The sequence below is a fragment of the Megasphaera micronuciformis F0359 genome, from assembly GCF_000165735.1.
In the GTDB taxonomy this organism is placed as follows: Bacteria; Bacillota; Negativicutes; order Veillonellales; family Megasphaeraceae; genus Megasphaera; species Megasphaera micronuciformis.
This window is the reverse complement of the sequence record NZ_GL538186.1, coordinates 26,948-50,784: the sequence shown is the minus strand read 5'-3', so window position 1 is coordinate 50,784 and position 23,837 is coordinate 26,948. Positions and strand designations below refer to the sequence as shown.

Here is a 23,837-nt window from a genome sequence, read left to right as displayed (position 1 = left end):
AAGCGGCAAGGACGACCGCAACCTACCGCGCAATGAGTCTATACCCCCGCGAGGGTTGCGAGAAGTGCGGGCTGTGAAGCGGCAAGGACGACGAGGGAGTAAAATGTTTTTATTGTACGAATACGTAAGGTGAGATCATGGAAGACAGAAAAGTAATATTTTTGGTTCTGATTACCGGTCTTGCAGCGGGAGTCATCGGTTCTTTTTATATTCATTTAATGCATTTTGTACAGCATCTTGTATATGCCTATTCTACGGCTGATGGGTTGGATTTCGGACAGGCTGTGGCGCGAGTATCTCCCGAACACAGACTGGCGGCTCTCTTCGGGTGCGGTCTGGTTGTCGGCATAGGGTGGGTGCTTATTCATCGTTACGGTTCACCGCTGGTGGATATTAAAACGGCTATTCAAGATGAAAAGAAGACCATGCCCTTAGTGACGACTCTGGTTCATGCGACCTTACAAATTATTACCGTCGGTGCCGGCTCACCGCTGGGACGAGAAGTGGCCCCGCGGGAAGCCAGTGCCTGTATTATGAGTGCGCTTGTAAAGCACAATAATCTAACGAGGGATAATCGGGCCTTGATTATTGCCTGTGCAGCCGGGGCCGGTTTGGCTGCCGTATATAATGCCCCTTTGTCGGCTGCCGTATTCATTTTGGAAACTCTCGTTATGACTTGCAATGTAAAGGCTGTCGGTACAGCCTTGTTATCGTGCGGATTGGCGGCAGGTATTGTACGCTTTGTCGTAGGAGATGCGGTTCAATATGCCTTACCTATGCCGGATGTAACGGGAAGTTACCAAACCTTTGCCGTTATCTTGGGAATCTTTACGGCTGTAACTGTTCGGCTCTTTAATCAGACCGTAACCGCTTTACCGAAGTTTGACAGAAAAAGTCCGAAAATGATCGTTATTGCCGTAGGGGCATTTGTTTTCATCGGTCTCATGGCCGTGTATTTTCCTGAAATTTTAGGGAACGGTAAGGCGGGAAATGAGCTGACCTTTACGGATGCCATCGATTGGAAGTATGCGGCAGGGTTGTTCCTGACGAAGTGGTTGGCTGTTTTGGCAGCTCTTGCGGCAGGTGCCTACGGTGGCCGCATTACTCCGTCTATGATGCTGGGGAGTACGTCGGCCCTTGTCTTAGCTGCTTTGTGGGGTGTTTGTATCAGTCCCGTATCTTTGTCTTTTGCAGCCTTTGTAGGAGCTGTCGTATTTTTGGGATTGGCACAGAAAATGCCTCTGACAGCCTGCGTATTTATGTTGGAAATATCTCGATTTTCAACTGAACTTTTTTATCCTATGGCTCTGGCTATGGGAACGGCCTTGATAACGCAACGATTTTTACAAAGAAAATATTAATGCAGTCGACCGGAACAGATAGAAGTCATATATGACTATGGCTTCTATCTGTTTTTTATTTAATGCCCGTTGGTTATGGGGTAACTTAAACGTTTGATTTATGTAGACCGCCATACTATACTATTACTAAATAGAAATATTAAAATCTAATTTAATCATCTTAGGATTGAGGCGGCAGAAAGAAAACGGAAAGACAAGTGATGCAAGCAGCTTGTCGGAAAGGAGTCAAAATGCCGAAGGGATCTCCGGAGTTAACACGGGCGCGTAGGGAAGAAATTATTAATGCATGTGAGAAGCTATATGAGGTAATGAGCTTTAAAGAGGTAACAATTAAGGAAATTTCCAAGTATACATCTTTTACGAGGCCTTCCATATACAATTATTTCAGCACGAGAGAAGATATTTTTCTGGCCTTATTACAGCGCGAATACGAAGCGTGGATTCGTTATCTGGAAGCGGTAAAGCCGACGTCAGACGAAAAGACAGCGTCCGGTTTTGCCGGCATGCTGGCTGAATCGCTCTCGACACGACCGATCTTATTGAAGCTTTTGGCCATGAATCAATTCGATATGGAAGAGCATAGCGACGTTCGTTGCTTGGCCGAGTTTAAAAGCGTCTGTATGGCGGCCAGAAAGGCTGTGTGCAGCTGTTTGGCACGATATATCCCCTACATGGGGATTGCCGAAGCGGAAGCTTTTGCTTATGCTTTTTTTCCTTTTATGTTCGGAATTTATCCGTATACAACGGGTACAAAAAAACAGGCGGAAGCCTTGGAGTTGGCTAATGTTGCTGCCATGCAAATGAGTGTATATGAATTGGTTTATAATTGTGCCGCCCGTCTTTTAAAATAGACGAAATCCGGAATTTCTGTTGTAGCAATAATATAGAAAATGACGAAAGTCGCATCATTTATGGATGCGACTTTTTGTTATGGCCGTGATGTTTGTTCGAGACGATGCTTTGTGGTACACTCATGTGGATGAAAGCGGGCGATAATAGTGGAAATCAGACGTGCAGTTATTGTAGACTTGGCATCTATGGAACAGATATATGCAAGGGCCAGGAAGTTTATGATTACTACGGGAAATCCTGACCAATGGGAGCCTTCTTACCCCGGCCGAGAACTTTTGGTGAAAAATATTACCGATGGCCAAGCTTATGTATTGGAAGAAAAAGGAAGGGTTCACGGTGCTTTTGCATTTATTGTAGGAGAAGAACCTACGTATACGAAGATTTGTGACGGACAGTGGCGTAAGAATGAAACGTACGGAACGGTTCATCGCTTAGCTTCGGACGGGACTGTAAAGGGAGCCGGTCGGGCCTGTCTTACCTATTGTTCAGACCGGAAGCCTTATTTGCGGATTGATACGCATAAGAATAATCTTCCTATGCAAAAGGTCATAGAGTCGTTCGGGTTTAAACGGTGCGGAATCATAACTGTAAGAGGCGGAGAACTGATAGCTTATGACTATATTCGTTCGGAAAATAGGTAAGACGTCTATGTCTGTACAAGCAAGGCGTCTTATTTTACAATAAAATGATGAGCAAATAGACCGCATAAGGCATAAGGACGGTGGAAAGTATGAAGTTGTCGGACATAGGAGAGTTCGGGTTTATAGACAGAATAAAAAAAGACACGATTGTAAATCCCGCATCAGTCGTTGTCGGTATAGGCGATGACGGGGCCGTATATAAGACAACGGAAGGCAAGGAACAAGTGGCCGTTATAGATACGATGATTGAAGGTCGACATTTTATTATCGGTAAGACGGCTACCTGGTACGAAGCGGGATATAAGGCCGTGGCGTCCAATTTAAGTGATATTGCGGCAATGGGGGCTGAACCGACGCACCTGGTTCTGTCCGTGGCTCTGACACCGCAGATGGATGCGGCGCAAACGGATGAATTGTATAGGGGAATGAAGGATATTTGCCGTCATTACGGTGTTAATATTCTCGGTGGAGACACGGTAGTGTCATCTGAAGGTGCCGTGCTTACGGTGGCGGCTTTCGGTGAAATTGAGGCGGGTAAGGCCGTCTTACGAAGCGGCGCCGTACCGGGTGATATTGTGGCTGTTTCCAATACGTTGGGAAATTCTGGAGCCGGGTTGGATGTCCTCTTGGCAGGAGATGCAGGGTACGCGGCCATGAAGAAGGCACATGCTATGCCCGTGCCGCAAGTAGAACTGGGACGATTGGCCGTAAAATACGGGTGTCACAGTTTAAATGATATTAGCGACGGCTTAGCCAGTGAAAGCAATGAAATTGCAGCGGCCAGTCATGTAGATCTGATACTGGACAAGTTGCAAATCCCCCTGTCTGATGAACTCCGCCGATGGTGCGAAGTGTCGGGAAAGGATCCGTATGCCTACGCTCTTGCGGGCGGTGAAGATTATGAGCTCGTGCTGACTATGGCACCCGACGATTTTTATTTACTGAAAGAGGAGTTTTCCTCTCTTACGGTAATCGGAAAGGTTCAAGCAGGGAGCGGTAACGTATATTTGAAAGACGGACACCATACGCAGGTATTGGCACCGTCGGGATGGAATCATTTCAGCGGAGGCGAATAAGGTGATTACTCTATATACCCGTAGTGAAGCCGAAACTATAGCCTTCGGCGAATGTGTGGGCAAGGTTTTAAAACAAGGGGATGTCATCGCTCTCAAGGGGGATTTGGGGGCCGGTAAGACGCATTTGGTCCAAGGAGCGGCTAAGCAAATGGGAATTACTTCACCCGTTGTCAGCCCCACCTTTTCTCTTATGAATGTATATGACCATGTACCGCCTTTGCATCATTTCGATTTCTATCGTCTTGAAGAAGAATATGAGCTGGATTCTATCGATCCGGAAGAATATTGGGAGACGGGGATTTCTTTTGTAGAATGGTCGGAAAAGTTTCCTCATCGACTTCCTGATGATGCGGCAGTGATTACCATCAAAAAAACAGGTGATACTCAGCGGGAGATTACAGTAGAAGCAGATGCATCCCGTTGGAAAGATTTATTGAAAGAGGTAGAAGGATATGCTCTTGGCCATTGAGACATCTTGTCTCGTTTCAAGTGTCGCACTTTTGCACGAAGGCGTATTAAAGGCGGAAGTAACCGTTCAGGCACGATTAACTCATTCGGAACAGCTTATGCCGCATATTGCGGATATGCTTACCAAGGCGGCTGTCAGTAAGAAGGATATTGACGGAGTAGCCGTATCCGTCGGGCCCGGGTCTTTTACGGGTTTACGCATCGGTCTGGCTACGGCCAAGGGACTGGCTTTTGCTTGGAAGGTACCCCTTGTGGGGGTTGAAACGCCGCGTAGTCTGGCGTGGAATTTTGTCGATTCGGCTTATGCCGTATGTCCGCTTATTGACGCACAGAAGGGGAATGTATATGTATCCGTGTATTCGTGGCGGCAGGGAAAGCTGTATGAAGATGAAGCCGTTACGGTTATGGCGGTAGCGGATATTATTAACCGCGTATCTGAAGGAAATCAAAAGGTTGTGTTTTGCGGTGACGGAGCCTCTAAGTTTGCCGATTTGATTGCATCCGGCGGAGACAAGTGTTTGCTTGCTCGACCGCACCAAATTATTCCCAGAGCCGGAGCTTTGGCAGTAGCGGCACAGGAACGTTTTGACAAGGGCGATACGGATGATTGTATGACCTTGACACCGGCTTATAAGCGGCGCAGTGAGGCGGAAGTTCTCTGGGAGAAACGGCACGGTGATCCAATATGTCCGTAATTGTTCGTAAAGCCGTACGGACCGACGACAAGGGAATTTTTGAAGTGGAACAGGATTCTTTTTCCATTCCCTGGTCGTTACAGGCTGTGCAACGGGAATTGGAGTCCGAACGGGCTCTTTACTATGTACTGGAGCAAGAAGACGGTACGATCGTCGGGTATGCCGGGTTGTGGCAGGTTCTTGATGAAGGGCAGATTACCAATATTGCCTTGCGCAAGGAATTTCGTCAACAAGGGTACGGCGAATTGCTGGTGCGTGTTTTGATGGAAGCCGCATGGGAAGCAGGTTGTACTGAAATATTTTTGGAAGTGCGCATTTCCAATCAGGGAGCCATTCACCTATATCGAAAATTGGGCTACGAGGTATTAAGTGTACGAAAGCATTATTATTCCGACCCCGTAGAAGATGCCTATGTTATGGATTGTAAAAAAGAAGCCTACCCTTGGGTACGCTGATGAAGGATAGAGATAATGTATACATTAGCTTTGGAAACGAGTTGTGATGAAACCTCCGTGGCTGTCATTGAAGACGGTCGTCGGATTTTATCCAATATTATATCTACGCAAGTACCGATTCATCGTAAGTTCGGCGGCGTCGTGCCGGAAATCGCTTCACGACAGCACATTGAATATGTTATGCCTGTTGTAAAAGAAGCGTTGGAAGAGGCTGAAATCACGTTGAACGATGTCGACCATATCGGAGTAACCTACGGCCCCGGTCTGGTAGGGGCCCTTTTAGTCGGGGTGGCTACGGCTAAGGCCTTGAGCTTTGCCGCCGACAAACCCTTGGTAGGGGTCAATCATATGGAAGGGCATATATTTGCCAACTTTCTCAGTCATACAGAATTGGAACCGCCCTTTTTGGCTCTTGTCGTGTCGGGCGGCCATACTCAGCTTGTAAAGGTGCTGGGCTATAATCGATTTGAACTCATGGGACAGACGCGGGATGATGCGGCGGGAGAGGCTTTTGATAAGATAGCCCGCGTCATGGGGTATCCCTATCCGGGAGGTCCGCAAATTGATAAACTGGCAGCCCTCGGAAATGCCGATGCCGTTGTTTTTCCTAAGGCCTTGCATGAGAGAAACAACTTTGAATTCAGCTTCAGCGGCTTGAAGTCGGCAGTACTCAATTATTTGCACACGCAGGAGCAACGCGGTGAAACGTATAGTCCCGAGGATGTTGCGGCGTCGTTTCAAAAGACGGTTGTAGAAACACTCGTTGAAAAGACTGTCAATGCGGCGGAATTATCGGGGCTTCGCACCGTCGTCCTGGCCGGCGGCGTAGCGGCTAATCACGGCTTGACACAGGCTATGGAAACGGTGTGTAAAGAAAAAGGATATACTTTTTATAAGCCTGAGCCGATTTTATGCACGGATAACGGGGCTATGATCGGCTGTCGTGCGTATTACATGGCTCAAGACGGCCGTTTCGCAGATATGACTTTGAATGCGAAACCGGCATTGTCTCTAACGGGAACGGAGACATAGGAACGTATGCCTACTATAGCGGATATCTGTCATAGTGACAGTCACTTATCGGACGTACAAATTCATATTTTGGAAAAAAGTGAGCCTTTCCTTCAGTTTGCCGCCGATTTGGCGCAACGAAGGTTGGCTCTTTTCGTACCGTCATCCAAAGAGGGGTTTCTCGTGTCGGCAGCTGTGCGTAAACCCTTATTTGCAGCGGAAGGTAAGGCGGATACATCGGTCGGTGCTATCGTAGCTTGCGGGGATGAGCCGGTTATTGCCGATGTGTTTACGCAAAGGCGAAGCTTGACAGCACACAAGGAAGTGGATTACGGTCGTACGGAATCCATGACGGTCTATCCTTTTGTCGATAACGGCGGCAAGGTCATTGCCGTACTGTCTTTTACGGGGGAGGTGGCGGCCGATAAACAGCTGTTGACGGAAACGGCTTTCAGTATCTTACAAGTGCCCGCTTCGGCCGATGAAGCGGGATTATACGGTCGCCTGTCCGTTCAGGACGGAGTCATCATTGTGGATAAAGGCGGACGGATTATTTATGCCGATGACACGGCGGAAAAAATCATGAGATTACGGGGGCGTACGTCGCCGCTTAAGGGAGAAAGCGTTTTTACGGATTTTGCTGATCTAAGTGCTGCACGCCACGCCCTGGTAACACGGCAGGGAACGACGGAAGAGATTAACAGCCCCGAATCGTCGTTGACTTTAAGGGCTATTCCTCTTGTGCGAGGCGGAAAACTCTTTCAGCTGGTTCTCGTCTTAACGGAACGGACGGAAATAAGAAGAAAAGAAGAAGAACTGCAAGTAAAGCATTCGGTTATTAAAGAAATTCATCATCGTGTGAAAAATAATTTGCAAACCGTTGCCGGTATTTTACGCATGCAAATGCGGCGTGTCGAGCATGAAGAAGCACGGAACGCATTGCAGGAAGCTTTAAATCGTATCCTCGGTATCGCGTTGGTTCACGATACGTTGGCATACGGGGAAGAAGAACGAATAGATTTGGCTAAGTTAGGGGAGAGTTTATTGGGATTGACCGTTTCCAGTCTCACGGAAATCCGAGAACGAATAAGGACACACTTTAACGGTGAAGTGATTTTCGTGTCATCAGGCGTAGGCGTGTCGGCGGCTTTGATTTTAAATGAGCTGCTTACCAATTCCGTGTTACACGGATTTTCAGACGACGGTTGCGGTGATATTTATCTTTCCGTCAAGAGGCGAAACGGGCAGTGTATACTTGTCGTTACGGATACGGGGAAAGGTATGGAACCCGGAATAGACGGTAAAAAACGCTTGGGTCTGGAAATCGTGAAAACTGTGGCGGAAAAAGATTTACACGGCAGTTTTTCTATCTGCGCCAATCAACCGTGCGGGACAACGGCGACCGTAACTTTTCCTTACATAGAGGAGTGATGAAAATGTCTTATCGCATAGTCATTGCCGATGATGAAGCCCTTATTTGCATGGATTTGAAAGAAATGCTGGAAGAAAGGGGTCATGTCGTCGTTGCGGAAGCGGCTGACGGAGTGCAGGCGTTGGAAGCGGTGCGCAGAGAACGACCCGATTTGGTTTTTCTGGATGTGAAGATGCCGCGGCTTGACGGAATTCATACTGCAAAGTTGATTCATGGTGAAAAATTGGCTCCCGTTATCTTACTGACCGCCTATAGTCAGCCGGATATTGTAGATGAAGCGGCTAAGTCGGGTGTATTCGCCTATTTGGTGAAACCTGTAAATCCCGCCAATTTGTATCCGGCCATGGAAGTGGCCGTATCTCAGTTCAGGAGCCAACGTCAAAAGGATGAGGAGTCATTTCGGCTGAGAGAAGAGAAACAGCTGCTGAAACTGTCGGCGAGGGCCAAAGAAATTTTGGTAAAAAGATACGGTATTACGGAAGGAGAGGCACAACGGCGTCTTCAACAGTATTGCATGAAGCACGGCATCTCTATGAAAAAGGCGGCGACCGATTTAATTCGTGCAGAAACGAATAAAAATAAATCTTGACTTTTTCACCTTTAATGGGTAATATAAGTCTTGTGGTTAGCACTCATAAAACTTGAGTGCTAACAATGAAGATGGAAATGAATGATATGAGGAGGAACATACAATGATTAAACCGTTAGGAGATCGTGTAGTAATTCGTGTATTAGAACAGGAAGAAAAGACGGCGAGCGGTATTTTCCTGCCCGATACGGCTAAAGAAAAACCGAGCCAGGGGGAAGTTATTGCCGTAGGCACAGGTAAATTACAGGACAACGGTACGCGTACTCCCTTGGAAGTAAGCGTAGGCGATAAAATTATTTTCTCGAAATATGCAGGTACGGAAGTTAAATATGACGGTGTTGATTATTTAATTGTCAGTGAACGTGATATTTTAGCGACTATATAATATAGCATTTCTTATAAGGAGTGACTCATAATGGCAAAACAGATTTTGTTTAACGAAGAAGCACGCCGTGCGCTGGGCAACGGTGTAGATGCATTGGCAAATGCAGTAAAAGTAACGTTGGGACCTAAGGGTCGTAACGTAGTATTGGATAAGAAATTCGGCGCACCTACCATTACGAATGACGGTGTTACGATTGCTCGTGATATTGAATTGGAAGATCCCTTTGAAAATATGGGTGCACAGCTCGTAAAAGAAGTAGCTACGAAGACAAATGACGTGGCAGGCGACGGTACGACGACAGCTACCTTATTGGCACAGGCTATGATTCAGGAAGGCATGCGTAATGTTGCAGCCGGTGCTAATCCTATGATTTTGAAACGCGGTGTAGAAAAGGCTGTCAAACGCTTGGTAGAAGAAATTCAAAAGCGTGCTATTGAAGTCAACGATAAAGAAGCCATTGCACAGGTCGCTTCCATTTCCGCGGGAGATGAAGAAGTAGGCGGCTTGATTGCCGATGCTATGGAAAAGGTCGGTAAAGACGGCGTTATTACGGTTGAAGAATCGAAAACTATGGGTACGCAGTTGTCCGTTGTAGAAGGTATGCAGTTCGATCGCGGGTATATTTCTCCGTACATGGTAACGGATCCGGATAAGATGGAAGCCGTTATGTCCGAACCGTATATTATGGTAACGGATCGTAAAATCGCATCCATTCAGGAAATGTTGCCGACCTTGGAAAAAGTAGTACAGGCAGGTAAGGAACTTCTGATTATTGCCGAAGATGTAGAAGGCGAAGCTTTGGCAACTCTCGTAGTCAACAAGTTGCGCGGTACATTTAAAGCCGTTGCTGTAAAGGCTCCCGGATTCGGGGATCGTCGCAAGGCTATGTTGCAGGATATTGCAACCTTGACAGGTGCTACGGTTATTACGGAAGAAGTAGGCCGTAAGTTGGACAGCATCGGCATTGAAGACCTCGGTACGGCACGTCAGGTACGTGTAACGAAGGACGAAACGACTATTGTCGAAGGTCATGGCGATGCTGCGGCTATTAAGGATCGTGTAGCACAGATTAAAGCACAGATTGCCGAAACGACGTCCGACTTTGACAAAGAAAAATTACAGGAACGCTTGGCTAAGATGTCCGGCGGTGTAGCCGTTATCGAAGTAGGTGCTGCTACGGAAGTTGAATTGAAAGATAAGAAGCTTCGTTTGGAAGATGCTTTGAACGCAACTCGTGCAGCCGTTGAAGAAGGTATTGTTGCCGGCGGCGGTACGACCTTTATCGATATTCTTCCCGTGTTGGATGAATTCAAAGAAGAAGGGGACGTACAGACGGGTATTAATCTCGTTAAGCGAGCTGTTGAAGAACCGGTTCGCCAGATTGCGCATAACGCCGGGTTGGAAGGCTCGGTCATTGTTGCCAAGGTTATGGATTCTCCCGACGGTGTGGGCTTTAATGCACTCAAGGAAGAATATGTGGATATGGTTAAGGCCGGCATTGTCGACCCTGCTAAAGTAACGCGTACGGCTTTACAGAACGCCGCTTCTATTGCGTCTCTCGTACTTACGACGGAAACGCTTGTTTCGGATAAACCCGAACCGGCAAGTGCGGCTCCCGCAATGCCCGGAGGTATGCCCGGCGGCATGCCCGGTATGATGTAAGCCGACATATATAGCCTATAAATTGTCTGCTCACAGGCGATGTGAAATCAGGAAGGCCGAGTCCTCTTTCGAGGGATTCGGCCTTCTTTTGTGTTTTGCCCGTAAGCATTCAATTTTGGTGTTGCTTTTTGTACGGTTCTTTGTTATAATTCTTATTGTTCCGTATGGAACACGTTGTTCCTCAATAGCTCAGTCGGTAGAGCAATCGGCTGTTAACCGATTTGTCGTAGGTTCGAGTCCTACTTGAGGAGCCATGGCCCCTTGGTCAAGCGGTTAAGACACCGCCCTTTCACGGCGATAACATGGGTTCGAATCCCGTAGGGGTCACCACACTCGGGCGATTAGCTCAGCTGGGAGAGCGCTTGCCTTACAAGCAAGATGTCGGCAGTTCGATCCTGTCATCGCCCACCACAGCGAACAAAATCGAACTATTTATTCTTACCGGATTGGTGAGGATAGGTAGTTCTTTTTTGTAGTTGTACTGAATTTCAATATAATCATCATAAATGACCACACAGCGGACCATAGTCGAGAGTAGCAAGCTCTTGAACTTGGTCTCTTTTTTTGTGCGCTGAACAAGCCGCTCAAAGAAGAACCGGATCATATCTTCGTCGACTTTAAGGTCGTTGTCTTTTTCGAGTTCGTCAGAAAGCTCCGAATTTAGCTCTACAAGGCGTTTTTCATACATGGGTATATTCTCGGCTATGGTTTGCGACATAATACCGTTTTCAACGGCCTGAACGCAGTTTTTGAGCTTCTTGGATAACTCTTTTATTTCTTCTTTAATAGCCGGGATAGAGGATTGCGCTCGATTCTCTTCTTGTGCCGCAATGGCTTGCTTGGCAATGTATTCTATGGCTGTATCATCAGACAGGATATTAATTGTCGTATCGACAACCAATTCTTCGAGTTTATCGGCACGGATATTTTTCGTATGGCATTTTCCGATGCGGTTACGCCGATTACTGCAAGCATAGTAATAATAGGGAAGGCCTGTCACAGACCGCCCTGACATACCTATCATTTTTTCGTGACAGAGCCCGCAGAATAAACGGCCTGATATAAGATAGTTATCACTACATACTCGGCTGCGAGTTTTCTTGCGATTTTTTAAAATCTTCTGAACTGCGTTGAACATGTCGTTGGTGATAATGGCCGGAATGGCATTTTCTTTGTGAATGTCCTTCCAGACGAACGTACCCGTGTAGCGTTCGTTTTTAAGGATTTTTTCCAAGCTGTTCTTGCGAAACGGTTTGCCGGCTGCGGTTTTCAAATGTCGGGCATTTAATTCATCAATAATAGTAGATGTACGCTTGCCGTCGATAATGGACTGGAATATTTCACGTACAATGAACGCCTTGTCATCGTCTATAACAAGGTGCTTGTCCTTATCGAGCTTAAATCCAAGTGGTACGATGCCACCGGGCCATTTGCATTCGAGGGCATTTTCCGTCATGCCTCGTAAAACATTTTCAGCAAGTTCAGCACTATAGTATTCGGCTAAGCCTTCAATCACAGACTCTAATAAAATGCCGCTAGAGTCTTCGGCTATATTTTCCATAGCTGAGATGACACGGATCCCGTGTTGCTTTAGCACGTTTTTATACCTAGCGCTGTCATAACGACTGCGTGCGAAGCGGTTTAATTTGTAGACTAAGACGTAATCGAAGTCCTGCTTTTTAGCATCTTTAATCATGGCCTGAAATTCAGGTCTCTTATCGGTTTTGCCGGTCATGGCACGGTCGCAATAGACCCTAATTACGGTAATGCCGTTTTTCTTGGCATATGCCTTGCATTCTCGGATTTGTCCTTCTATAGACTCTTCTCGCTGACGGTCCGAAGAATAGCGGGCGTAGATTACTGCAATTTTCGACATAAAAAAATCAGTCCTTTCTGTTGTAAAAAGGGCCGATGTGATATACTTATAGCGTAATCGACCCTTTTGGGAGGGGATTATGGATTGCCCTCGATGTGCTGCAACACATCGGGGGATTTTTTTGTTTAACGATTTGTTAATTTAGAAACATCTTTTATGATCTCAATAATGTGGGCCGAGTCATCTGATGAGCCGTCTTCTTTTAAATATCCGCTTTGGGGATTAGAGAAAATTGCTTTTGTGGTTTGCAATAACACCGCATTACGAATTTCTTCGTTGCTACTAGCATTTACAAAGGTCTCAAATGTACTTAGTGCGTTTTGTTTGTTTTTATTTATGATATAGTTATGTGCTTGGGCTCTGTAATTTCTACTGCAAATTGTTAGTCCATAAAACAATACTACCAATCCAGTGAACCTAGGCAAGGCTGCTTGCAAAAAGTGGTATAAGTAAGGTTCTTCTAACTGTATCGGGCAATACCAAAAAGATACTAGCGAATATGCTACAATCACGATACTAAGCCAAAGTATCCGTCTAGCCCAATAGCCCTTTTCCATCTCAAAAGAAGTGGCAGCCTCTTGGAAATTTACGGTGTGATTCGTTACACCGACAGAATGAGCGGCTTTTTGTACAGCGGCTATTATTTCATCTGTCTGTTGTTTTGTTTCTTCACGCTCTGTCTTTGCTTGCTTTAATTCGGCAACAATATCATCCCTCGCCTGTTGTGCCTGTCGCTTTAAAGCATCATAATCAGTGTCTGCCTTTATGCAATATGCAATGACGGGTGAGATATCGTTAAACCATCCATTGTAACTATTGATAATATCGTTTATCAAGCTTTGTCTTGTATCGACGCCTTGAGTAGACGAGAAGTCCTTTATGGCTTGAATGCAACTAATAAAGTTGTCCATATCACTAATTAGAACCATAACTCTTGACGGAGGAATCCGGGTTATATCAATGTCGAGCAATCCTTTGAAAAGTCCGATAGCAGATTCAAAGTCATCCTCGGCGTCAGCAAAGCTCATTTCCGCTCCCAACTCATCACGTCGGACGAGATCCTTTGCGTTAAATTCTTTTATAGTTGAGAGCGAATTATTGTATGCAGCTAATGTATCATCAGATAATTTTATAGACATAATGAGAACACCTCCGGCAGACCATTTTATATTTTAAGTGACCCTATAATTTCCAACGATGCCCACACTTCAAGCATACGCCAACTCGTCTGTTCCGGTTATGCCAACCGGCAGCAATACCGATCCCACCGGTTAACAACCCACCAACAATAGCCTTGCCGGCTTGGAATCCTTTCTTGTCGAACTCAATATGTTTTGAGTGGCATTTAGGGCAACGCAACTCACCATCTATAGGCTCCTTGGGTTCGTCCGAGGTATTAAATGATACCGACATACCCGATTTATATGCGGTTACCATTGCCTTCAATGTTTCGTCAGTGCGAACTTGTTCCGTGATTTTGGCGGCCTTAAAAATTCCGCACCCTGTCAGCTTCCGGACAGCTTGGCTAAAAGCGAGAGTGCCGGCACTTCCTTTTTGCCAGGGATCCGTTTCTAAAGCAACCTCAAAGGCATTGAAAGTAACGCCGTTTACTTCCTTGTTGTAAACAGGCAACGTTTTTTCAGCACTCGGTTGTTCAACGAGGGCATTTTCGGAATTAGCAGAAGAAGATAGCGTTGAGTCTATGGGGTGTTCAATCTGCACCTCTTCACACATCTGTTCACGAGCTACAGGGGCTCCGCAATTAGAGCAAAATTTAGCCGTTTCTGATACTTGTTTACCACATTGTTCACAAAACATTTGAATACCTCCTAAAATATTTTTATATTTTAAAGTTTTCCTCTTAACTCAACGACTTTTCCTGATATTTGTACAGGCAATGCTTCTATCTCTTCGTTTGAGTAAAAGTGCGGCTCGTTATGTATGCTTGGCTCCATACTTGGCCTGCACTTCCGGAGAGAAATACATGTTGTATGCCTTGTTGAAGATGTAATTGGCTATCCACCAGTTGGCTTGATTTTTACTAACGTCGTCTATCCTTGTATATTTAATAGGATTACTCCAAGGGGAATCTTCTTTTCTTGCTTTCATGCTAACATATCGTTTTTTAATAATCTGATTATCATAGTCATAGAGATATTGGCTCGTTATTTGAGCCCATTTTCCCATTGTAAAACTGTGAATTCGTTCATCACATTGAATAACATAATATGGTGGTGCATAGCGGATTACAGAAATGCTATCATTGTCGACAAAGACAGCTGAGTCTATATTCTTTGAGATCTGGACGTAATTAACGGCGTTAACCGCAAGGGGACAAATGAGTACACATAAAATAGTTAATAGCAATTTTTTCATAAAACCCTCCCGTTAAAAGTTTTCTTCTTTCATAAACCCTGTCATTTATACTACATGATAGTAAAACTCGACGTTTTCGGCGACTTTATCGGGAACAATATTACTCCGGCGAATCATCTCTTCGATCATACTGGCATGCATATCTTTTCCGAAATCGTCACCAACAATGTGACCAAGCTCATGCAGGACTTCCCTTTTTGCCTGTTCTCGAGATAGCGATTTACTAACGACGATGGAATAGCTACCGTCGACGTTTGACGTTACGGAAGCCTTGGCGTGCGGGATAGAAGCGAAAATTATATTAATCGTCATGTACTTTATTTTCTTCCTTCATTTTTAAGAATTTGATGAAATTATATGCTTCTTGCATTTGTTCCCTCGTCAAATTACGGCTGCTGCTAAAGAGAACTCTTAAATCCGGGTTTGTTCGCAACTCTTCGGCAAGTTCAGCAACTTCCGGGTCCGCATAGTAGCCTGGTTGTTCCGATTCAGCCTCCAAGAAGTAAGTTTTACCAACATTAAAATAATCGGCCAACTTCTGAATTACACCCATTCTAGGGATAGCTTTTAATAGCAACCATTTGCCTACGGTTGACTCACTTACTCCGACGACTTGTGCTATTTCACGTTGATTAATATTTCTTTCCGACATTAGGGATGACAGTCTGCGACTGAACAATCTTTTTATATCATCTTCAGTGGGCATATAAAAGCTCCTTTATTACAATAAATATTTTAAATCTACGGGGTAATAATAGAATAATTTTCTAAAATTGTCAATTGTCCATCTAAAAACATAGAATATTTTTCTTGACAATAGAAATAAATTCTAGTAATATTTGACATATAAAATATACATTTGGAAAGGAGGTGATGATATGCAAATTTCTCTTAGAGCGGCTCGAGTTAATGCTGAACTCACTCTTATAGAAGCGGCAAAGAAAATTGGAATTGGAAAGGATACTTTAATGAAATGGGAAAAGAACTCTGGACTCGTTAATCCCATATTTCAAGAAAGAATTTCTGCTGCATACGACATGCCGATTGATTATATTTTTTTTGGCCCTAAAACTAGAATTTAATTCTAAACAAGGAGGTGAACAAATGCATTACTTAACTTGGTACATACTTCAGGTGATTCGAGAGAACAGTGATGAATATTGGGCATGGAAGGCAGAAAGGAGCAAATCACATGGAAGTCTTGGCAATCGGAACGAGTGCGGTAGTAGTGATACTGACATTAATATTAGCCATTCAAGAATTTAGGAAGGGAGCGTAAGCGATGCGGAAACAAATAGAACTCACAGCTCCGGCTGCATGGATCAATCGGAGATATTACGAACTACAGGCAGCTGAGCCGATGCCGGTTATTGAGGAAGAATCGGAGGATTTTAAAGTCACGCTAAAAGAAGGCATAAAGATTGGCATCGGAGCCTTCACGGTATACCTAATCATTGCGATGGCAATCATCATCCTATGAGGCCGCTACGAAAGACGACAAAGAAAAAACCGCATCTGCGGCAACAGGTGCGGTTTCAACAGAAAAACAAATACTTAAATTGCTACTAGTTTAGCAGAAATGGAGAAAAAACACAATGAATGCAAAACTCATCATGACAGTAGAGGAAATGAAAGACAGAAAGGCCTGGGAAAAACTTCGAAACATCGGGATCGGCGGTAGTGATGCTTCAATCATAGCCGGGCTTAACCGTTGGAAATCACCGTTCAAGTTATGGCAGGAAAAGACCGGACAGGTAGAGCCTGAAGACCTCTCAGACAATGAGTGCGTATATTGGGGGAATGTTCACGAACAAGCGGTTGCGAACCGGTTTACTGAGCTTACGGGATTAAAAGTAAAAAAATGTGGGACCCTTCAATCGCTTGATTACCCGTTCATGATAGCCAACGTCGACCGCCTGGTCGTAGGCGAAAACGCCGGCCTGGAATGCAAGACGGCTAACGGATTCAAGGCCAAAGAGTGGGAAGGCGACAACGTACCCGATTCGTACTACCTTCAATGCCAACACTATATGGCAGTAACCGGTTGCGAAAAGTGGTATATAGCGTGCCTCATCGGCGGTAATCACTTCGTGCAGAAGGAGATACCCAGGAACGAGGAAGATATAACGGCACTCATCGAGGCCGAGAAGGCGTTTTGGGAAGACAACGTCAAAGGCGGCATCATGCCGGACGTAGACGGTAGCAAGAGTTGTTCCCAGGCCTTGGCCGAACGATTCCCGGGAGGTGTGACCGACAGCATTACATTACCGAAGGAAGCGGACGAACTGTTGGCCGAAATTGACGAATTGAACGAGGCGGCCGACAGAATCAAGGACCAAATCGAAAGCAAGAAGAACGGCATCAAGTTAATGCTTGGCGACCACGAAATCGCCTATGCCGGTGAGCGTAAAGTCACATGGAAGACGCAAGCCGGACGAGTCACGGTAGACAGCAAGAAGCTGAAAGCCGAAATGCCGGACGTATACGAGAAATACAGCAAGCAAGGCAACCCTATTAGAGTATTCAAAATTTAGGAGGTAATCAATTATGGCAACAACAAAAGGCGGCATCATGACAACGAAAGCAAACAACAAACCGGACGGAGTAAAGAGCATGAAAGACCTCGTCGTCAGCATGGGCGACCAAATCCAGAAGGCCCTGCCGACAGTCATCACGGGTGAGAGATTCACCCGTATGGTGCTCACGGCGATGAGCAGCAATCCTCAATTACAACAATGCACTCCGAAATCGTTCCTGGGGGCGATGATGCAAGCGGCACAGTTGGGTGTAGAGCCGAACACACCGCTTGGCCAGGCGTATCTCATTCCGTATAAGAATAAAGGCACGCTCGAGTGCCAATTCCAACTTGGCTAAACCTTTTGGTCAAGTAAAACCGTGTGAACCCTATTACTCAGGGGTGTCCTCTTGCAGGGGCTAACGGTGAAGCCCGTCACTAAAGAGGGTAATACCGTGCTTTGAAAGGAGCGACATGATATGAAATGTGTTTACAAAATTACTAATGTGTTAAACGGGAAATTCTATATCGGCAGTACAACACGATTTAAAAAACGTGTACAGCAATGGCGAGATTACACATCAAACGTTAACTCGGCCGTCAAGAAAGACATTCTAAGATATGGCAGAGATAATTTCACGATTGAGCCTATTGAAATTTTCCCGGAAGAAACAAGTAAACAAGAGATAGCAGCAAAGGAACTGGATTTTATCCATAAATTACAACCCGAATATAACACCATTGGAAAGCCGAGGCCTATGGAAACAAGGGAAAAACTTTCCAAGGCACTGGCAGGTAAAAAGATGCCGCCGGAAGTCGGCAAAAAAATTAGTGTAGGACAAAAGGCACGACACAAAATATTTCCTCAAACGAATGCAGGACACTTAAAAAAGGCACTAATTATAGAAACCGGAGAAGTCGTTATCGGAATTAAAAACGTTGCTGTAAAACTTGGTGTAAACGCATCGACCGTGACGAAGGCTATTAAAAGAAGTGGAACGGTCAAAGGATATCATATAAAGCTCTTAACGGAGTGTAGAGACTAGCTGCGATGAATGTAGCAGCGTAGGGCAGACGATGAGTTACTGCTCGAAGTGCATGGCACGCATAAGCGTGAAGAGATAGTCCGTGCTTACGGGATGATAAACCGTAAGGATAACAGATAAAGGATTAATCGACCTGGCATACCGGAGCGGCGAGGTCCGGGATATACAAGCACACGAGGTACACGAGAACGACGAATTTGAATACGAATTAGGACTCGAACCGAAGCTCCGACACGTACCGGCCACAAGCAATCGGGGTGCGGTCATTGCCTACTATGCCGTATTCCATACCAAGGACGGCGGTTACGGATTCGAGGTTATGAGTGCCGAGGACGTAAAGAATCACGCCAAGAAGTACAGCCAGGCATATGGAAGCAATTACAGTCCTTGGGCTAAGAACTTCGACGAAATGGCGAAAAAGACCGTTCTCAAGAAGTGCTTAAAATATGCACCGCTTAAAACCGAATTCGTTCGTGAAATGAGTGCAGACGGCACTATCAAGAAGAACATTACGCCGGATATGACAGCCGAACCGGATGAAACGGATTATATCGATGCCGAGGCCGAAACAGTGCCGGACAATGTAGACCCGACAACGGGCGAAATCAAGACGGAGCAAGAACAGAAAGACGATGCAATATTAGCGGCATCAATGAACTAAGAAAGGAAGCGGAGGAAGGGCCGGGAATCACTCCGGCCCGAACCCGTTACAGGGCAAAAGAATGGCAGAACGGCGAATGATAGCCAAAAGCATTATTAAATCAGATCAGTTTCTAGACATGCCGGCAACAACGCAGTGCTTGTACTTCCACTTATTGCTAGAGGCCGACGATGACGGCTTTATCAACGCACCCAAATCAATAATGCGAGTGATTGGGGCTAAAGATGATGACATGCGTGTGTTACAGGCAAAAGGATACACCATTCCCTTTGAAAGTGGCGTAATTGTTATTAAGCACTGGAGATTGCACAACAGCTTGCGGAAAGACAGGTACAATCCCAATCCGCAGCTAGAGAATGAACGTAAACAACTGGTTGTTGCGGACAATAAAGAATACCAATTGGCAACCAACTGGCAACCGAATGGCAACCAATTGGCAACCAGTGGTATACCGTTGGTTGCCACAGGTAAGGATAGGTTAGGTAAGGATAGGTTAGGTAAGGATAGAGAAGAAGAAGAAAAGGAGGACCCTCCGTCGTCTTCTGACATCTTGAAAATGTACGGGGATAACATTCACCCTGTAAGTTCACCGGTAGAAGCGGAAAAGTTAAAGGCACTCGTTGACACTCACGGCGAAACCTTCGTGGCAAAGGCCATTGAAAGAGCTGTTATGCGGAACAAAAGAAGCCTGGCGTATATCACCGGGATTCTGAATAACTGGGAAGCGAACGGATATGACGAGGGCATCGAAGGAAAAAGAACGGAAAAACAGTCAGATCCGGAACGTTCCGCAGACCTTGAACGGTTTATGCGTGAGCGGGAAGAACACAAGAAGAAGCAAAGGAGGTTCTAAAGTATGTTCACGAACGGCAGCATGGACTTCATAGAGAATTTAATCGTCGGCTCGTATCCGAACGGGCTTAGAGATAAAGACGAACGGCAACGGTACTTTGACAACTTCGTCCGAATGTTCAACCGATATGATGAGCAGGACGTTGCAGACGTAGTCGAAGAAGTGATAAGCCGAGAACGCTTTTTACCGTCCTTGGCGACCTTCAAAGAAGCGTTGGATAAGAAGGCACAGGCCAGGGCCGAAAGCGAGCGGACAGCGTTAAAAATCGCCGAATACAGAAAGCCTCGAGGCCGGGTCAACGTTCAGGCACTTATGGAACAGGCAGAAAAAATGAAAAAAGGCGAATTCGAGCGACCTATCCCAAACCGGTTACGAGAGTTTGCCAAACGGCTATGGCCGGATATTACGGACAGCGTCATTCGCCGAAACTTTCCGCTGTTAATTCACTATCAGCAGAACGGATTCACGATTGACGAGAAGGGCAATGCGGTGCAGCTGTACTTATCGAAGACCGGCGAGGTCGTAGAACGGATTGTATTAACACAGGAGGCGTAAGCAATGCGAATCATAAGGTTTGGAAAAGAACGACCGGCAGATGTACTGTACAGACGGTCACAAGTAGGAATTATCGGACGGTACGGATTAGAAGAGTTTATCGTGTATGACGGTGATTGCCAATGGAAGGACAGGGCCGTTATGAGGGGCATCATAGACGATGTCAAATTCAGGGCGAGCGGAGAGTTTAACGAACACGGAGAATTACGGACAGATGCGGTTATTGACGTTGATAAAATCGTCGATGAGGTTATTAACAGGACGGTGTAGGAAAAGGAGAATAGGCATGAAAAAGACAGAAAAGCGGTACATGACAATGAAAGAAGCAATGGAGTATACGGGCATGGGCGAGGTGACACTTTGTGAAATGTTAAGGGTTATCGACGCATACCCTATACAGCCTAATGGCGAGTATACACGGCGATTTATCGATAAGACAGACATTGATGAAGCGTTCCGAGTGCTGAAAGACCAGGAACGAGTAAAACGACATGTCGAAACAGGACGGCACCCGTTCTAATGGAATGCGTCGGATGCGGTAAGGAATACGAAGGGCATAGCAAGTTATGCCCTTCATGCCGAAAAAGGTACACGGAACAGATAAAGCGGCAGCACGATTACTGGACATGCCCTATATGCGGAGGCTCGGTGCAGTTCAGCTACTGGAAACGGCGGGAAGACATTAAAGCCAAAACGATATGTTGCAGTACACGATGCCGAAGAATATATAAAGCGTTAACGGAGGGAAAGCATGGAACACGGAACGATTCACAGAAGCCCGGTCAACGGACAACCGGAATTCGGGCAAGATGAGATTAAGCAGCCGAATCACTACACGTGGCGAGGTAAGGAATGCGAGCAGATAATCGGGGATATTACACAAGGCTCCGAGGGAAAGGAAGCGTATTACCTGGGGGCGGCCGTGAAGTATCTGTACCGATACCCGGCCAAAGGTACGGCGATTAAGGACTTGAAGAAAGCGAAACAGTATATCGACATGTTAATCGAATTGAAGGAGGAGCAGAATCAAGGCACTAAGCAGTATATAGAAATGCTTGTTGAATTGAAGGAGGAACAGAATCGTGGCACTAGATAAGACAGCGATAGACGACGTGACATTTAGTATCTCCGGAGCTATTGACGCAGTCGAATCCGCACTAGACCGAATCGAGGATTGCGGACTCGATGATTATGAACAGGAAGCGGCAAAAGAATACTTACAAGAAGGCATAAAGCGGCTTGATATGGCTTACGATATTGTCGACTTTGCCGAAGATTAAGGAGGAACAACATGAATAACGTACAGCTCGAAGGAAATCTCGCACGAGATATTGAAATATCGTTCAGTAAAAACGGAATGGCGGTAGCACGGGGAACAGTGGCGTGCAACAGACGCATCAAAGACGGCGACGAGTGGAAGGACACAGCCGATTTTGTACCGTTTACGGCATTCGGAGCGTTAGCCGAAGGCATGGACCAGTGGTCGAAGGGGCAACGGGTATGGGTATTCGGGCGATTCTCAACGTCTAAGTACGAAAAAGACGGCGAAACGAGATATTCAAGCAACGTCATTGCAACTGCCGCCGGCACGGCCTTATTCCCGTACAAGAAGAAATCCGAAGACGGAATCCCGGCATCACAGGGTAACGGATTCGAGGACTTGGGAACGCCTGTCGATGAAGAATTGCCGTTCTGATAGCCGATAAATTAAAAATTTGGTATCTGTAGCGAGTTTTTATATATCTTGTGATAATTTTATCACGGAGCAATTAAAAACTCGTTACAGGTCAAAATAGGAAGGTTTTCGAGGAGATGAGTAAATGCCGGTGAAGTATTACAAAGATGAGAATCAAATAGAGTTAATCGTATACGGGAATCCGGTTGCACAAGGCCGGCCGAGATTTTCACGGCAAGGCGGATTCGTCAAGGCGTATGACCCGATTCAGTCGAAGTCTTATAAGCAACTTATACGACTGGAGCTGCAGCCGTTGCTGTCGGATCCGAACTTTAAACCGATTGACTGGGCGTGTTGTTTGAAATTAAAAGTTTTCCGGTCAATGCCGAAAAGTTTCAGCAAGAAAAAACGGGAAGAAGCGGTACTCGGATATATACGGCCGACAACGAAGCCGGACACAGATAATTACGTAAAAGGCGTACTCGATGCCCTTAACGGTACGGTACTGAAAGATGATAGCGTTGTATGCGAGATATTCGCATGGAAATTCTATAGCGAACGGCCGAGAATCGAGGTCGTTCTGCAAGCGAAAATATGATGAAGTTCGTACACAAGCCGAAAGGCAAAGAAGGAGCGGGAAAATGCAAAAATTCAGACATAAGCCGACGGAGATAATTGTTCAGCGGTTTTATAACAATAACGGCGAAGTCGATAAATTCTTAACTGAAAACAACGAAACTTATTGCAGAGAATATGAATGGAGATTCGGGAAAGTTAAGGGAAGCCCTTTGTTACAAATCCGTGAGCATTGTCCCGAAGGGGGAGTTTACCGGAACATCGAAGTCGAACATGGCGATTATATCGGAAGAGATGAGTACGGGAATATAACAACCTACTTGCAAGACGAAATAGAAGAATTTTACAACGAGGTAAAAGAATGATACCCGAACGACGTAAACAGTAAGAAGGAGGACGCACACAGTGTTTCATAACGATTACATAAATGCGGTACGGGAGTACTTGCATCGATACCACGAATTTAATACGTACATTAAGAATATCAAGGCCGACTTAGAAGACTTAAACGCCACGCAAGCACTGTGTGCCGCTCCGAAAGTGCCGACGTTGTCACACACGCCTGGAGGCAACGGGATTATGATAAGCCCGGAAGAGCGGGCCGTATATGAGAATGACCGCATCGAAGAACGACGGCAAAAGCTATATTCCGACCTGGAGAAAGTAGAGCCGCTAATCAAGCGACTAAACCGTTCTATCGAGGCATTGGAGTATTCGGACCGAGTAATTACCGAAGAACGATTCATTAACGGAGCGTCGTGGATGAGAATCGCCGACAGGCTACACATGAGCGAAACGGCCGTGCGTAAGCGTTCGAGTAAAGTCCTAGAACAAATAGCGACGATGATGTTCGGACCGTCCGTCATCCCGGTACAGACGCATTTCGTGTTTTTTGATGAGTGGAAGAAATCGTAACAGTCACAAATGGTGCGGATTTGTGCCGATATAGTGCGGAAAATGCTGGTATAGTAATAGTGTGAACACCTCCTAAAACATATAGAGTGGTAATGCGAGACGTCCAAATGGTGGGGCGTCTCGTTTTATGTTGTGAGGGTTACTTTATTTTTCTAATGCAAA

General features: G+C 45.7%; 34 protein-coding genes and 3 tRNA genes. 31 read left to right on the top strand and 6 right to left on the bottom strand.

What is annotated here, in order from left to right:
* Positions 1 to 137: 137 nt before the first annotated feature.
* From HMPREF9429_RS02750 to HMPREF9429_RS02680, 15 genes are all read left to right on the top strand, one after another.
* Positions 138 to 1,361, top strand: a complete 1,224-nt coding sequence (locus HMPREF9429_RS02750) for a chloride channel protein (RefSeq protein WP_006941427.1) — start codon at positions 138 to 140, stop codon at positions 1,359 to 1,361.
* A 200-nt stretch (positions 1,362 to 1,561) separates the two neighbouring features.
* Positions 1,562 to 2,212: a TetR family transcriptional regulator gene (locus HMPREF9429_RS02745; RefSeq protein WP_006941426.1), complete on the top strand. Its 651-nt coding sequence runs from the start codon at positions 1,562 to 1,564 to the stop codon at positions 2,210 to 2,212.
* Between the two features lie 147 nt (positions 2,213 to 2,359).
* The gene (locus HMPREF9429_RS02740) at positions 2,360 to 2,854 is read left to right on the top strand and encodes a GNAT family N-acetyltransferase (RefSeq protein ID WP_040773461.1); all 495 of its coding nucleotides are present in this window, start codon (positions 2,360 to 2,362) and stop codon (positions 2,852 to 2,854) included.
* An 89-nt stretch (positions 2,855 to 2,943) separates the two neighbouring features.
* Positions 2,944 to 3,930: a thiamine-phosphate kinase gene (thiL, locus tag HMPREF9429_RS02735; RefSeq protein WP_006941424.1), complete on the top strand. Its 987-nt coding sequence runs from the start codon at positions 2,944 to 2,946 to the stop codon at positions 3,928 to 3,930.
* Between the two features lies 1 nt (position 3,931).
* On the top strand, positions 3,932 to 4,399 hold the full coding sequence (locus HMPREF9429_RS02730; RefSeq protein ID WP_006941423.1) for a bifunctional tRNA (adenosine(37)-N6)-threonylcarbamoyltransferase complex ATPase subunit type 1 TsaE/phosphotransferase: 468 nt from the start codon (positions 3,932 to 3,934) through the stop codon (positions 4,397 to 4,399).
* Entirely contained in the window at positions 4,383 to 5,093 is a 711-nt protein-coding gene (tsaB, locus tag HMPREF9429_RS02725) for a tRNA (adenosine(37)-N6)-threonylcarbamoyltransferase complex dimerization subunit type 1 TsaB (RefSeq protein WP_006941422.1), read from the top strand. The genes HMPREF9429_RS02730 and tsaB overlap by 17 nt, the downstream gene beginning before the upstream one ends.
* A complete protein-coding gene (gene rimI, locus HMPREF9429_RS02720) occupies positions 5,084 to 5,548 on the top strand; it encodes a ribosomal protein S18-alanine N-acetyltransferase (RefSeq protein ID WP_006941421.1) in 465 nt (154 codons plus the stop codon). The genes tsaB and rimI overlap by 10 nt, the downstream gene beginning before the upstream one ends.
* Positions 5,549 to 5,563: 15 nt before the next feature.
* The gene (gene tsaD, locus HMPREF9429_RS02715) at positions 5,564 to 6,580 is read left to right on the top strand and encodes a tRNA (adenosine(37)-N6)-threonylcarbamoyltransferase complex transferase subunit TsaD (RefSeq protein WP_006941420.1); all 1,017 of its coding nucleotides are present in this window, start codon (positions 5,564 to 5,566) and stop codon (positions 6,578 to 6,580) included.
* A 6-nt stretch (positions 6,581 to 6,586) separates the two neighbouring features.
* Positions 6,587 to 7,990: a sensor histidine kinase gene (locus HMPREF9429_RS02710; RefSeq protein ID WP_006941419.1), complete on the top strand. Its 1,404-nt coding sequence runs from the start codon at positions 6,587 to 6,589 to the stop codon at positions 7,988 to 7,990.
* Positions 7,991 to 7,995: 5 nt separating this feature from the next.
* On the top strand, positions 7,996 to 8,580 hold the full coding sequence (locus HMPREF9429_RS02705) for an ANTAR domain-containing response regulator (protein ID WP_040773458.1): 585 nt from the start codon (positions 7,996 to 7,998) through the stop codon (positions 8,578 to 8,580).
* Between the two features lie 103 nt (positions 8,581 to 8,683).
* Positions 8,684 to 8,965 (top strand): co-chaperone GroES, encoded by a 282-nt coding sequence (groES, locus tag HMPREF9429_RS02700; RefSeq protein ID WP_006941417.1) that lies wholly within the window; start codon positions 8,684 to 8,686, stop codon positions 8,963 to 8,965.
* 30 nt (positions 8,966 to 8,995) lie between these two features.
* Positions 8,996 to 10,627 carry a chaperonin GroEL gene (gene groL, locus HMPREF9429_RS02695; protein ID WP_006941416.1) on the top strand — a complete coding sequence of 544 codons (1,632 nt, stop codon included), beginning with the start codon at positions 8,996 to 8,998 and terminating at the stop codon, positions 10,625 to 10,627.
* Positions 10,628 to 10,805: 178 nt separating this feature from the next.
* A tRNA-Asn gene (locus HMPREF9429_RS02690) sits at positions 10,806 to 10,881 on the top strand.
* Between the two features lies 1 nt (position 10,882).
* Positions 10,883 to 10,957 (top strand) — tRNA-Glu (locus HMPREF9429_RS02685).
* 5 nt (positions 10,958 to 10,962) lie between these two features.
* A tRNA-Val gene (locus HMPREF9429_RS02680) sits at positions 10,963 to 11,038 on the top strand.
* Here HMPREF9429_RS02680 and HMPREF9429_RS09415 read toward each other — a convergent pair.
* From HMPREF9429_RS09415 to HMPREF9429_RS02655, 6 genes are all read right to left on the bottom strand, one after another.
* Positions 10,995 to 12,503, bottom strand: a complete 1,509-nt coding sequence (locus HMPREF9429_RS09415) for a recombinase family protein (RefSeq protein WP_006941415.1) — start codon at positions 12,501 to 12,503, stop codon at positions 10,995 to 10,997. The genes HMPREF9429_RS02680 and HMPREF9429_RS09415 overlap by 44 nt on opposite strands.
* 125 nt (positions 12,504 to 12,628) lie before the next feature.
* The gene (locus tag HMPREF9429_RS02675) at positions 12,629 to 13,642 is read right to left on the bottom strand and encodes a hypothetical protein (RefSeq protein WP_006941414.1); all 1,014 of its coding nucleotides are present in this window, start codon (positions 13,640 to 13,642) and stop codon (positions 12,629 to 12,631) included.
* A gap of 43 nt (positions 13,643 to 13,685) precedes the next feature.
* A complete protein-coding gene (locus HMPREF9429_RS08875) occupies positions 13,686 to 14,321 on the bottom strand; it encodes a zinc ribbon domain-containing protein (protein WP_006941413.1) in 636 nt (211 codons plus the stop codon).
* Positions 14,322 to 14,438: 117 nt separating this feature from the next.
* Entirely contained in the window at positions 14,439 to 14,879 is a 441-nt protein-coding gene (locus HMPREF9429_RS02665; RefSeq protein WP_006941412.1) for a hypothetical protein, read from the bottom strand.
* A gap of 45 nt (positions 14,880 to 14,924) precedes the next feature.
* Positions 14,925 to 15,191, bottom strand: coding sequence for an ImmA/IrrE family metallo-endopeptidase (locus HMPREF9429_RS02660; protein ID WP_006941411.1), 267 nt, complete (start codon positions 15,189 to 15,191; stop codon positions 14,925 to 14,927).
* A complete protein-coding gene (locus HMPREF9429_RS02655) occupies positions 15,181 to 15,585 on the bottom strand; it encodes a helix-turn-helix domain-containing protein (protein WP_006941410.1) in 405 nt (134 codons plus the stop codon). The genes HMPREF9429_RS02660 and HMPREF9429_RS02655 overlap by 11 nt, the downstream gene beginning before the upstream one ends.
* Before the next feature lie 172 nt (positions 15,586 to 15,757).
* Between HMPREF9429_RS02655 and HMPREF9429_RS02650 the strand changes: the two genes are divergently transcribed.
* The 16 genes from HMPREF9429_RS02650 (at position 15,758) to HMPREF9429_RS02575 (ending at position 23,675) form a co-directional block, all read left to right on the top strand.
* A complete protein-coding gene (locus HMPREF9429_RS02650) occupies positions 15,758 to 15,961 on the top strand; it encodes a helix-turn-helix domain-containing protein (protein WP_040773455.1) in 204 nt (67 codons plus the stop codon).
* 200 nt (positions 15,962 to 16,161) lie between these two features.
* Positions 16,162 to 16,359, top strand: a complete 198-nt coding sequence (locus HMPREF9429_RS02645) for a hypothetical protein (RefSeq protein WP_006941407.1) — start codon at positions 16,162 to 16,164, stop codon at positions 16,357 to 16,359.
* Positions 16,360 to 16,474: 115 nt separating this feature from the next.
* Positions 16,475 to 17,413, top strand: coding sequence for a YqaJ viral recombinase family nuclease (locus tag HMPREF9429_RS02640; protein WP_006941406.1), 939 nt, complete (start codon positions 16,475 to 16,477; stop codon positions 17,411 to 17,413).
* Positions 17,414 to 17,426: 13 nt separating this feature from the next.
* Complete coding sequence (locus tag HMPREF9429_RS02635; protein WP_006941405.1) at positions 17,427 to 17,753, top strand: recombinase RecT; 327 nt, start codon at positions 17,427 to 17,429, stop codon at positions 17,751 to 17,753.
* Between the two features lie 120 nt (positions 17,754 to 17,873).
* The gene (locus HMPREF9429_RS02630) at positions 17,874 to 18,440 is read left to right on the top strand and encodes a GIY-YIG nuclease family protein (protein WP_006941404.1); all 567 of its coding nucleotides are present in this window, start codon (positions 17,874 to 17,876) and stop codon (positions 18,438 to 18,440) included.
* Positions 18,441 to 18,549: 109 nt separating this feature from the next.
* A complete protein-coding gene (locus HMPREF9429_RS02625) occupies positions 18,550 to 19,101 on the top strand; it encodes a recombinase RecT (protein ID WP_269479168.1) in 552 nt (183 codons plus the stop codon).
* 61 nt (positions 19,102 to 19,162) lie between these two features.
* The gene (locus HMPREF9429_RS08870; protein ID WP_006941402.1) at positions 19,163 to 19,954 is read left to right on the top strand and encodes a DnaD domain-containing protein; all 792 of its coding nucleotides are present in this window, start codon (positions 19,163 to 19,165) and stop codon (positions 19,952 to 19,954) included.
* A gap of 3 nt (positions 19,955 to 19,957) precedes the next feature.
* Complete coding sequence (locus tag HMPREF9429_RS02615; protein ID WP_006941401.1) at positions 19,958 to 20,509, top strand: hypothetical protein; 552 nt, start codon at positions 19,958 to 19,960, stop codon at positions 20,507 to 20,509.
* A 3-nt stretch (positions 20,510 to 20,512) separates the two neighbouring features.
* The gene (locus tag HMPREF9429_RS02610) at positions 20,513 to 20,779 is read left to right on the top strand and encodes a hypothetical protein (RefSeq protein ID WP_006941400.1); all 267 of its coding nucleotides are present in this window, start codon (positions 20,513 to 20,515) and stop codon (positions 20,777 to 20,779) included.
* Positions 20,780 to 20,795: 16 nt separating this feature from the next.
* A complete protein-coding gene (locus tag HMPREF9429_RS02605) occupies positions 20,796 to 21,029 on the top strand; it encodes a hypothetical protein (protein WP_006941399.1) in 234 nt (77 codons plus the stop codon).
* Positions 21,030 to 21,260: 231 nt separating this feature from the next.
* On the top strand, positions 21,261 to 21,605 hold the full coding sequence (locus tag HMPREF9429_RS02600; protein WP_006941397.1) for a DUF3310 domain-containing protein: 345 nt from the start codon (positions 21,261 to 21,263) through the stop codon (positions 21,603 to 21,605).
* Positions 21,592 to 21,789: a hypothetical protein gene (locus tag HMPREF9429_RS02595; RefSeq protein ID WP_006941396.1), complete on the top strand. Its 198-nt coding sequence runs from the start codon at positions 21,592 to 21,594 to the stop codon at positions 21,787 to 21,789. The genes HMPREF9429_RS02600 and HMPREF9429_RS02595 overlap by 14 nt, the downstream gene beginning before the upstream one ends.
* A gap of 11 nt (positions 21,790 to 21,800) precedes the next feature.
* A complete protein-coding gene (locus HMPREF9429_RS02590; protein ID WP_006941395.1) occupies positions 21,801 to 22,205 on the top strand; it encodes a single-stranded DNA-binding protein in 405 nt (134 codons plus the stop codon).
* 124 nt (positions 22,206 to 22,329) lie between these two features.
* The gene (locus tag HMPREF9429_RS02585; protein ID WP_006941394.1) at positions 22,330 to 22,782 is read left to right on the top strand and encodes a RusA family crossover junction endodeoxyribonuclease; all 453 of its coding nucleotides are present in this window, start codon (positions 22,330 to 22,332) and stop codon (positions 22,780 to 22,782) included.
* Positions 22,783 to 22,825: 43 nt separating this feature from the next.
* On the top strand, positions 22,826 to 23,125 hold the full coding sequence (locus HMPREF9429_RS02580; RefSeq protein WP_006941392.1) for a hypothetical protein: 300 nt from the start codon (positions 22,826 to 22,828) through the stop codon (positions 23,123 to 23,125).
* Between the two features lie 40 nt (positions 23,126 to 23,165).
* Positions 23,166 to 23,675, top strand: a complete 510-nt coding sequence (locus HMPREF9429_RS02575) for a hypothetical protein (RefSeq protein ID WP_006941390.1) — start codon at positions 23,166 to 23,168, stop codon at positions 23,673 to 23,675.
* The last annotated feature ends 162 nt before the right edge of the window (positions 23,676 to 23,837 follow it).

Coding starts and splice junctions, on each gene's coding strand:
- HMPREF9429_RS02750 (WP_006941427.1), top strand. CDS start 138: ATGGAAGACAGAAAAGTAATATTTTTGGTTCTGATTACCGGTCTTGCA.
- HMPREF9429_RS02745 (WP_006941426.1), top strand. CDS start 1,562: ATGCAAGCAGCTTGTCGGAAAGGAGTCAAAATGCCGAAGGGATCTCCG.
- thiL (WP_006941424.1), top strand. CDS start 2,944: ATGAAGTTGTCGGACATAGGAGAGTTCGGGTTTATAGACAGAATAAAA.
- tsaB (WP_006941422.1), top strand. CDS start 4,383: ATGCTCTTGGCCATTGAGACATCTTGTCTCGTTTCAAGTGTCGCACTT.
- rimI (WP_006941421.1), top strand. CDS start 5,084: ATGTCCGTAATTGTTCGTAAAGCCGTACGGACCGACGACAAGGGAATT.
- tsaD (WP_006941420.1), top strand. CDS start 5,564: ATGTATACATTAGCTTTGGAAACGAGTTGTGATGAAACCTCCGTGGCT.
- HMPREF9429_RS02710 (WP_006941419.1), top strand. CDS start 6,587: ATGCCTACTATAGCGGATATCTGTCATAGTGACAGTCACTTATCGGAC.
- HMPREF9429_RS02705 (WP_040773458.1), top strand. CDS start 7,996: ATGTCTTATCGCATAGTCATTGCCGATGATGAAGCCCTTATTTGCATG.
- groES (WP_006941417.1), top strand. CDS start 8,684: ATGATTAAACCGTTAGGAGATCGTGTAGTAATTCGTGTATTAGAACAG.
- groL (WP_006941416.1), top strand. CDS start 8,996: ATGGCAAAACAGATTTTGTTTAACGAAGAAGCACGCCGTGCGCTGGGC.
- HMPREF9429_RS09415 (WP_006941415.1), bottom strand. CDS start 12,503: ATGTCGAAAATTGCAGTAATCTACGCCCGCTATTCTTCGGACCGTCAG.
- HMPREF9429_RS02675 (WP_006941414.1), bottom strand. CDS start 13,642: ATGTCTATAAAATTATCTGATGATACATTAGCTGCATACAATAATTCG.
- HMPREF9429_RS08875 (WP_006941413.1), bottom strand. CDS start 14,321: ATGTTTTGTGAACAATGTGGTAAACAAGTATCAGAAACGGCTAAATTT.
- HMPREF9429_RS02665 (WP_006941412.1), bottom strand. CDS start 14,879: ATGAAAAAATTGCTATTAACTATTTTATGTGTACTCATTTGTCCCCTT.
- HMPREF9429_RS02660 (WP_006941411.1), bottom strand. CDS start 15,191: ATGACGATTAATATAATTTTCGCTTCTATCCCGCACGCCAAGGCTTCC.
- HMPREF9429_RS02655 (WP_006941410.1), bottom strand. CDS start 15,585: ATGCCCACTGAAGATGATATAAAAAGATTGTTCAGTCGCAGACTGTCA.
- HMPREF9429_RS02650 (WP_040773455.1), top strand. CDS start 15,758: ATGCAAATTTCTCTTAGAGCGGCTCGAGTTAATGCTGAACTCACTCTT.
- HMPREF9429_RS02645 (WP_006941407.1), top strand. CDS start 16,162: ATGCGGAAACAAATAGAACTCACAGCTCCGGCTGCATGGATCAATCGG.
- HMPREF9429_RS02640 (WP_006941406.1), top strand. CDS start 16,475: ATGAATGCAAAACTCATCATGACAGTAGAGGAAATGAAAGACAGAAAG.
- HMPREF9429_RS02635 (WP_006941405.1), top strand. CDS start 17,427: ATGGCAACAACAAAAGGCGGCATCATGACAACGAAAGCAAACAACAAA.
- HMPREF9429_RS02630 (WP_006941404.1), top strand. CDS start 17,874: ATGAAATGTGTTTACAAAATTACTAATGTGTTAAACGGGAAATTCTAT.
- HMPREF9429_RS08870 (WP_006941402.1), top strand. CDS start 19,163: ATGGCAGAACGGCGAATGATAGCCAAAAGCATTATTAAATCAGATCAG.
- HMPREF9429_RS02615 (WP_006941401.1), top strand. CDS start 19,958: ATGTTCACGAACGGCAGCATGGACTTCATAGAGAATTTAATCGTCGGC.
- HMPREF9429_RS02610 (WP_006941400.1), top strand. CDS start 20,513: ATGCGAATCATAAGGTTTGGAAAAGAACGACCGGCAGATGTACTGTAC.
- HMPREF9429_RS02605 (WP_006941399.1), top strand. CDS start 20,796: ATGAAAAAGACAGAAAAGCGGTACATGACAATGAAAGAAGCAATGGAG.
- HMPREF9429_RS02600 (WP_006941397.1), top strand. CDS start 21,261: ATGGAACACGGAACGATTCACAGAAGCCCGGTCAACGGACAACCGGAA.
- HMPREF9429_RS02590 (WP_006941395.1), top strand. CDS start 21,801: ATGAATAACGTACAGCTCGAAGGAAATCTCGCACGAGATATTGAAATA.
- HMPREF9429_RS02585 (WP_006941394.1), top strand. CDS start 22,330: ATGCCGGTGAAGTATTACAAAGATGAGAATCAAATAGAGTTAATCGTA.
- HMPREF9429_RS02580 (WP_006941392.1), top strand. CDS start 22,826: ATGCAAAAATTCAGACATAAGCCGACGGAGATAATTGTTCAGCGGTTT.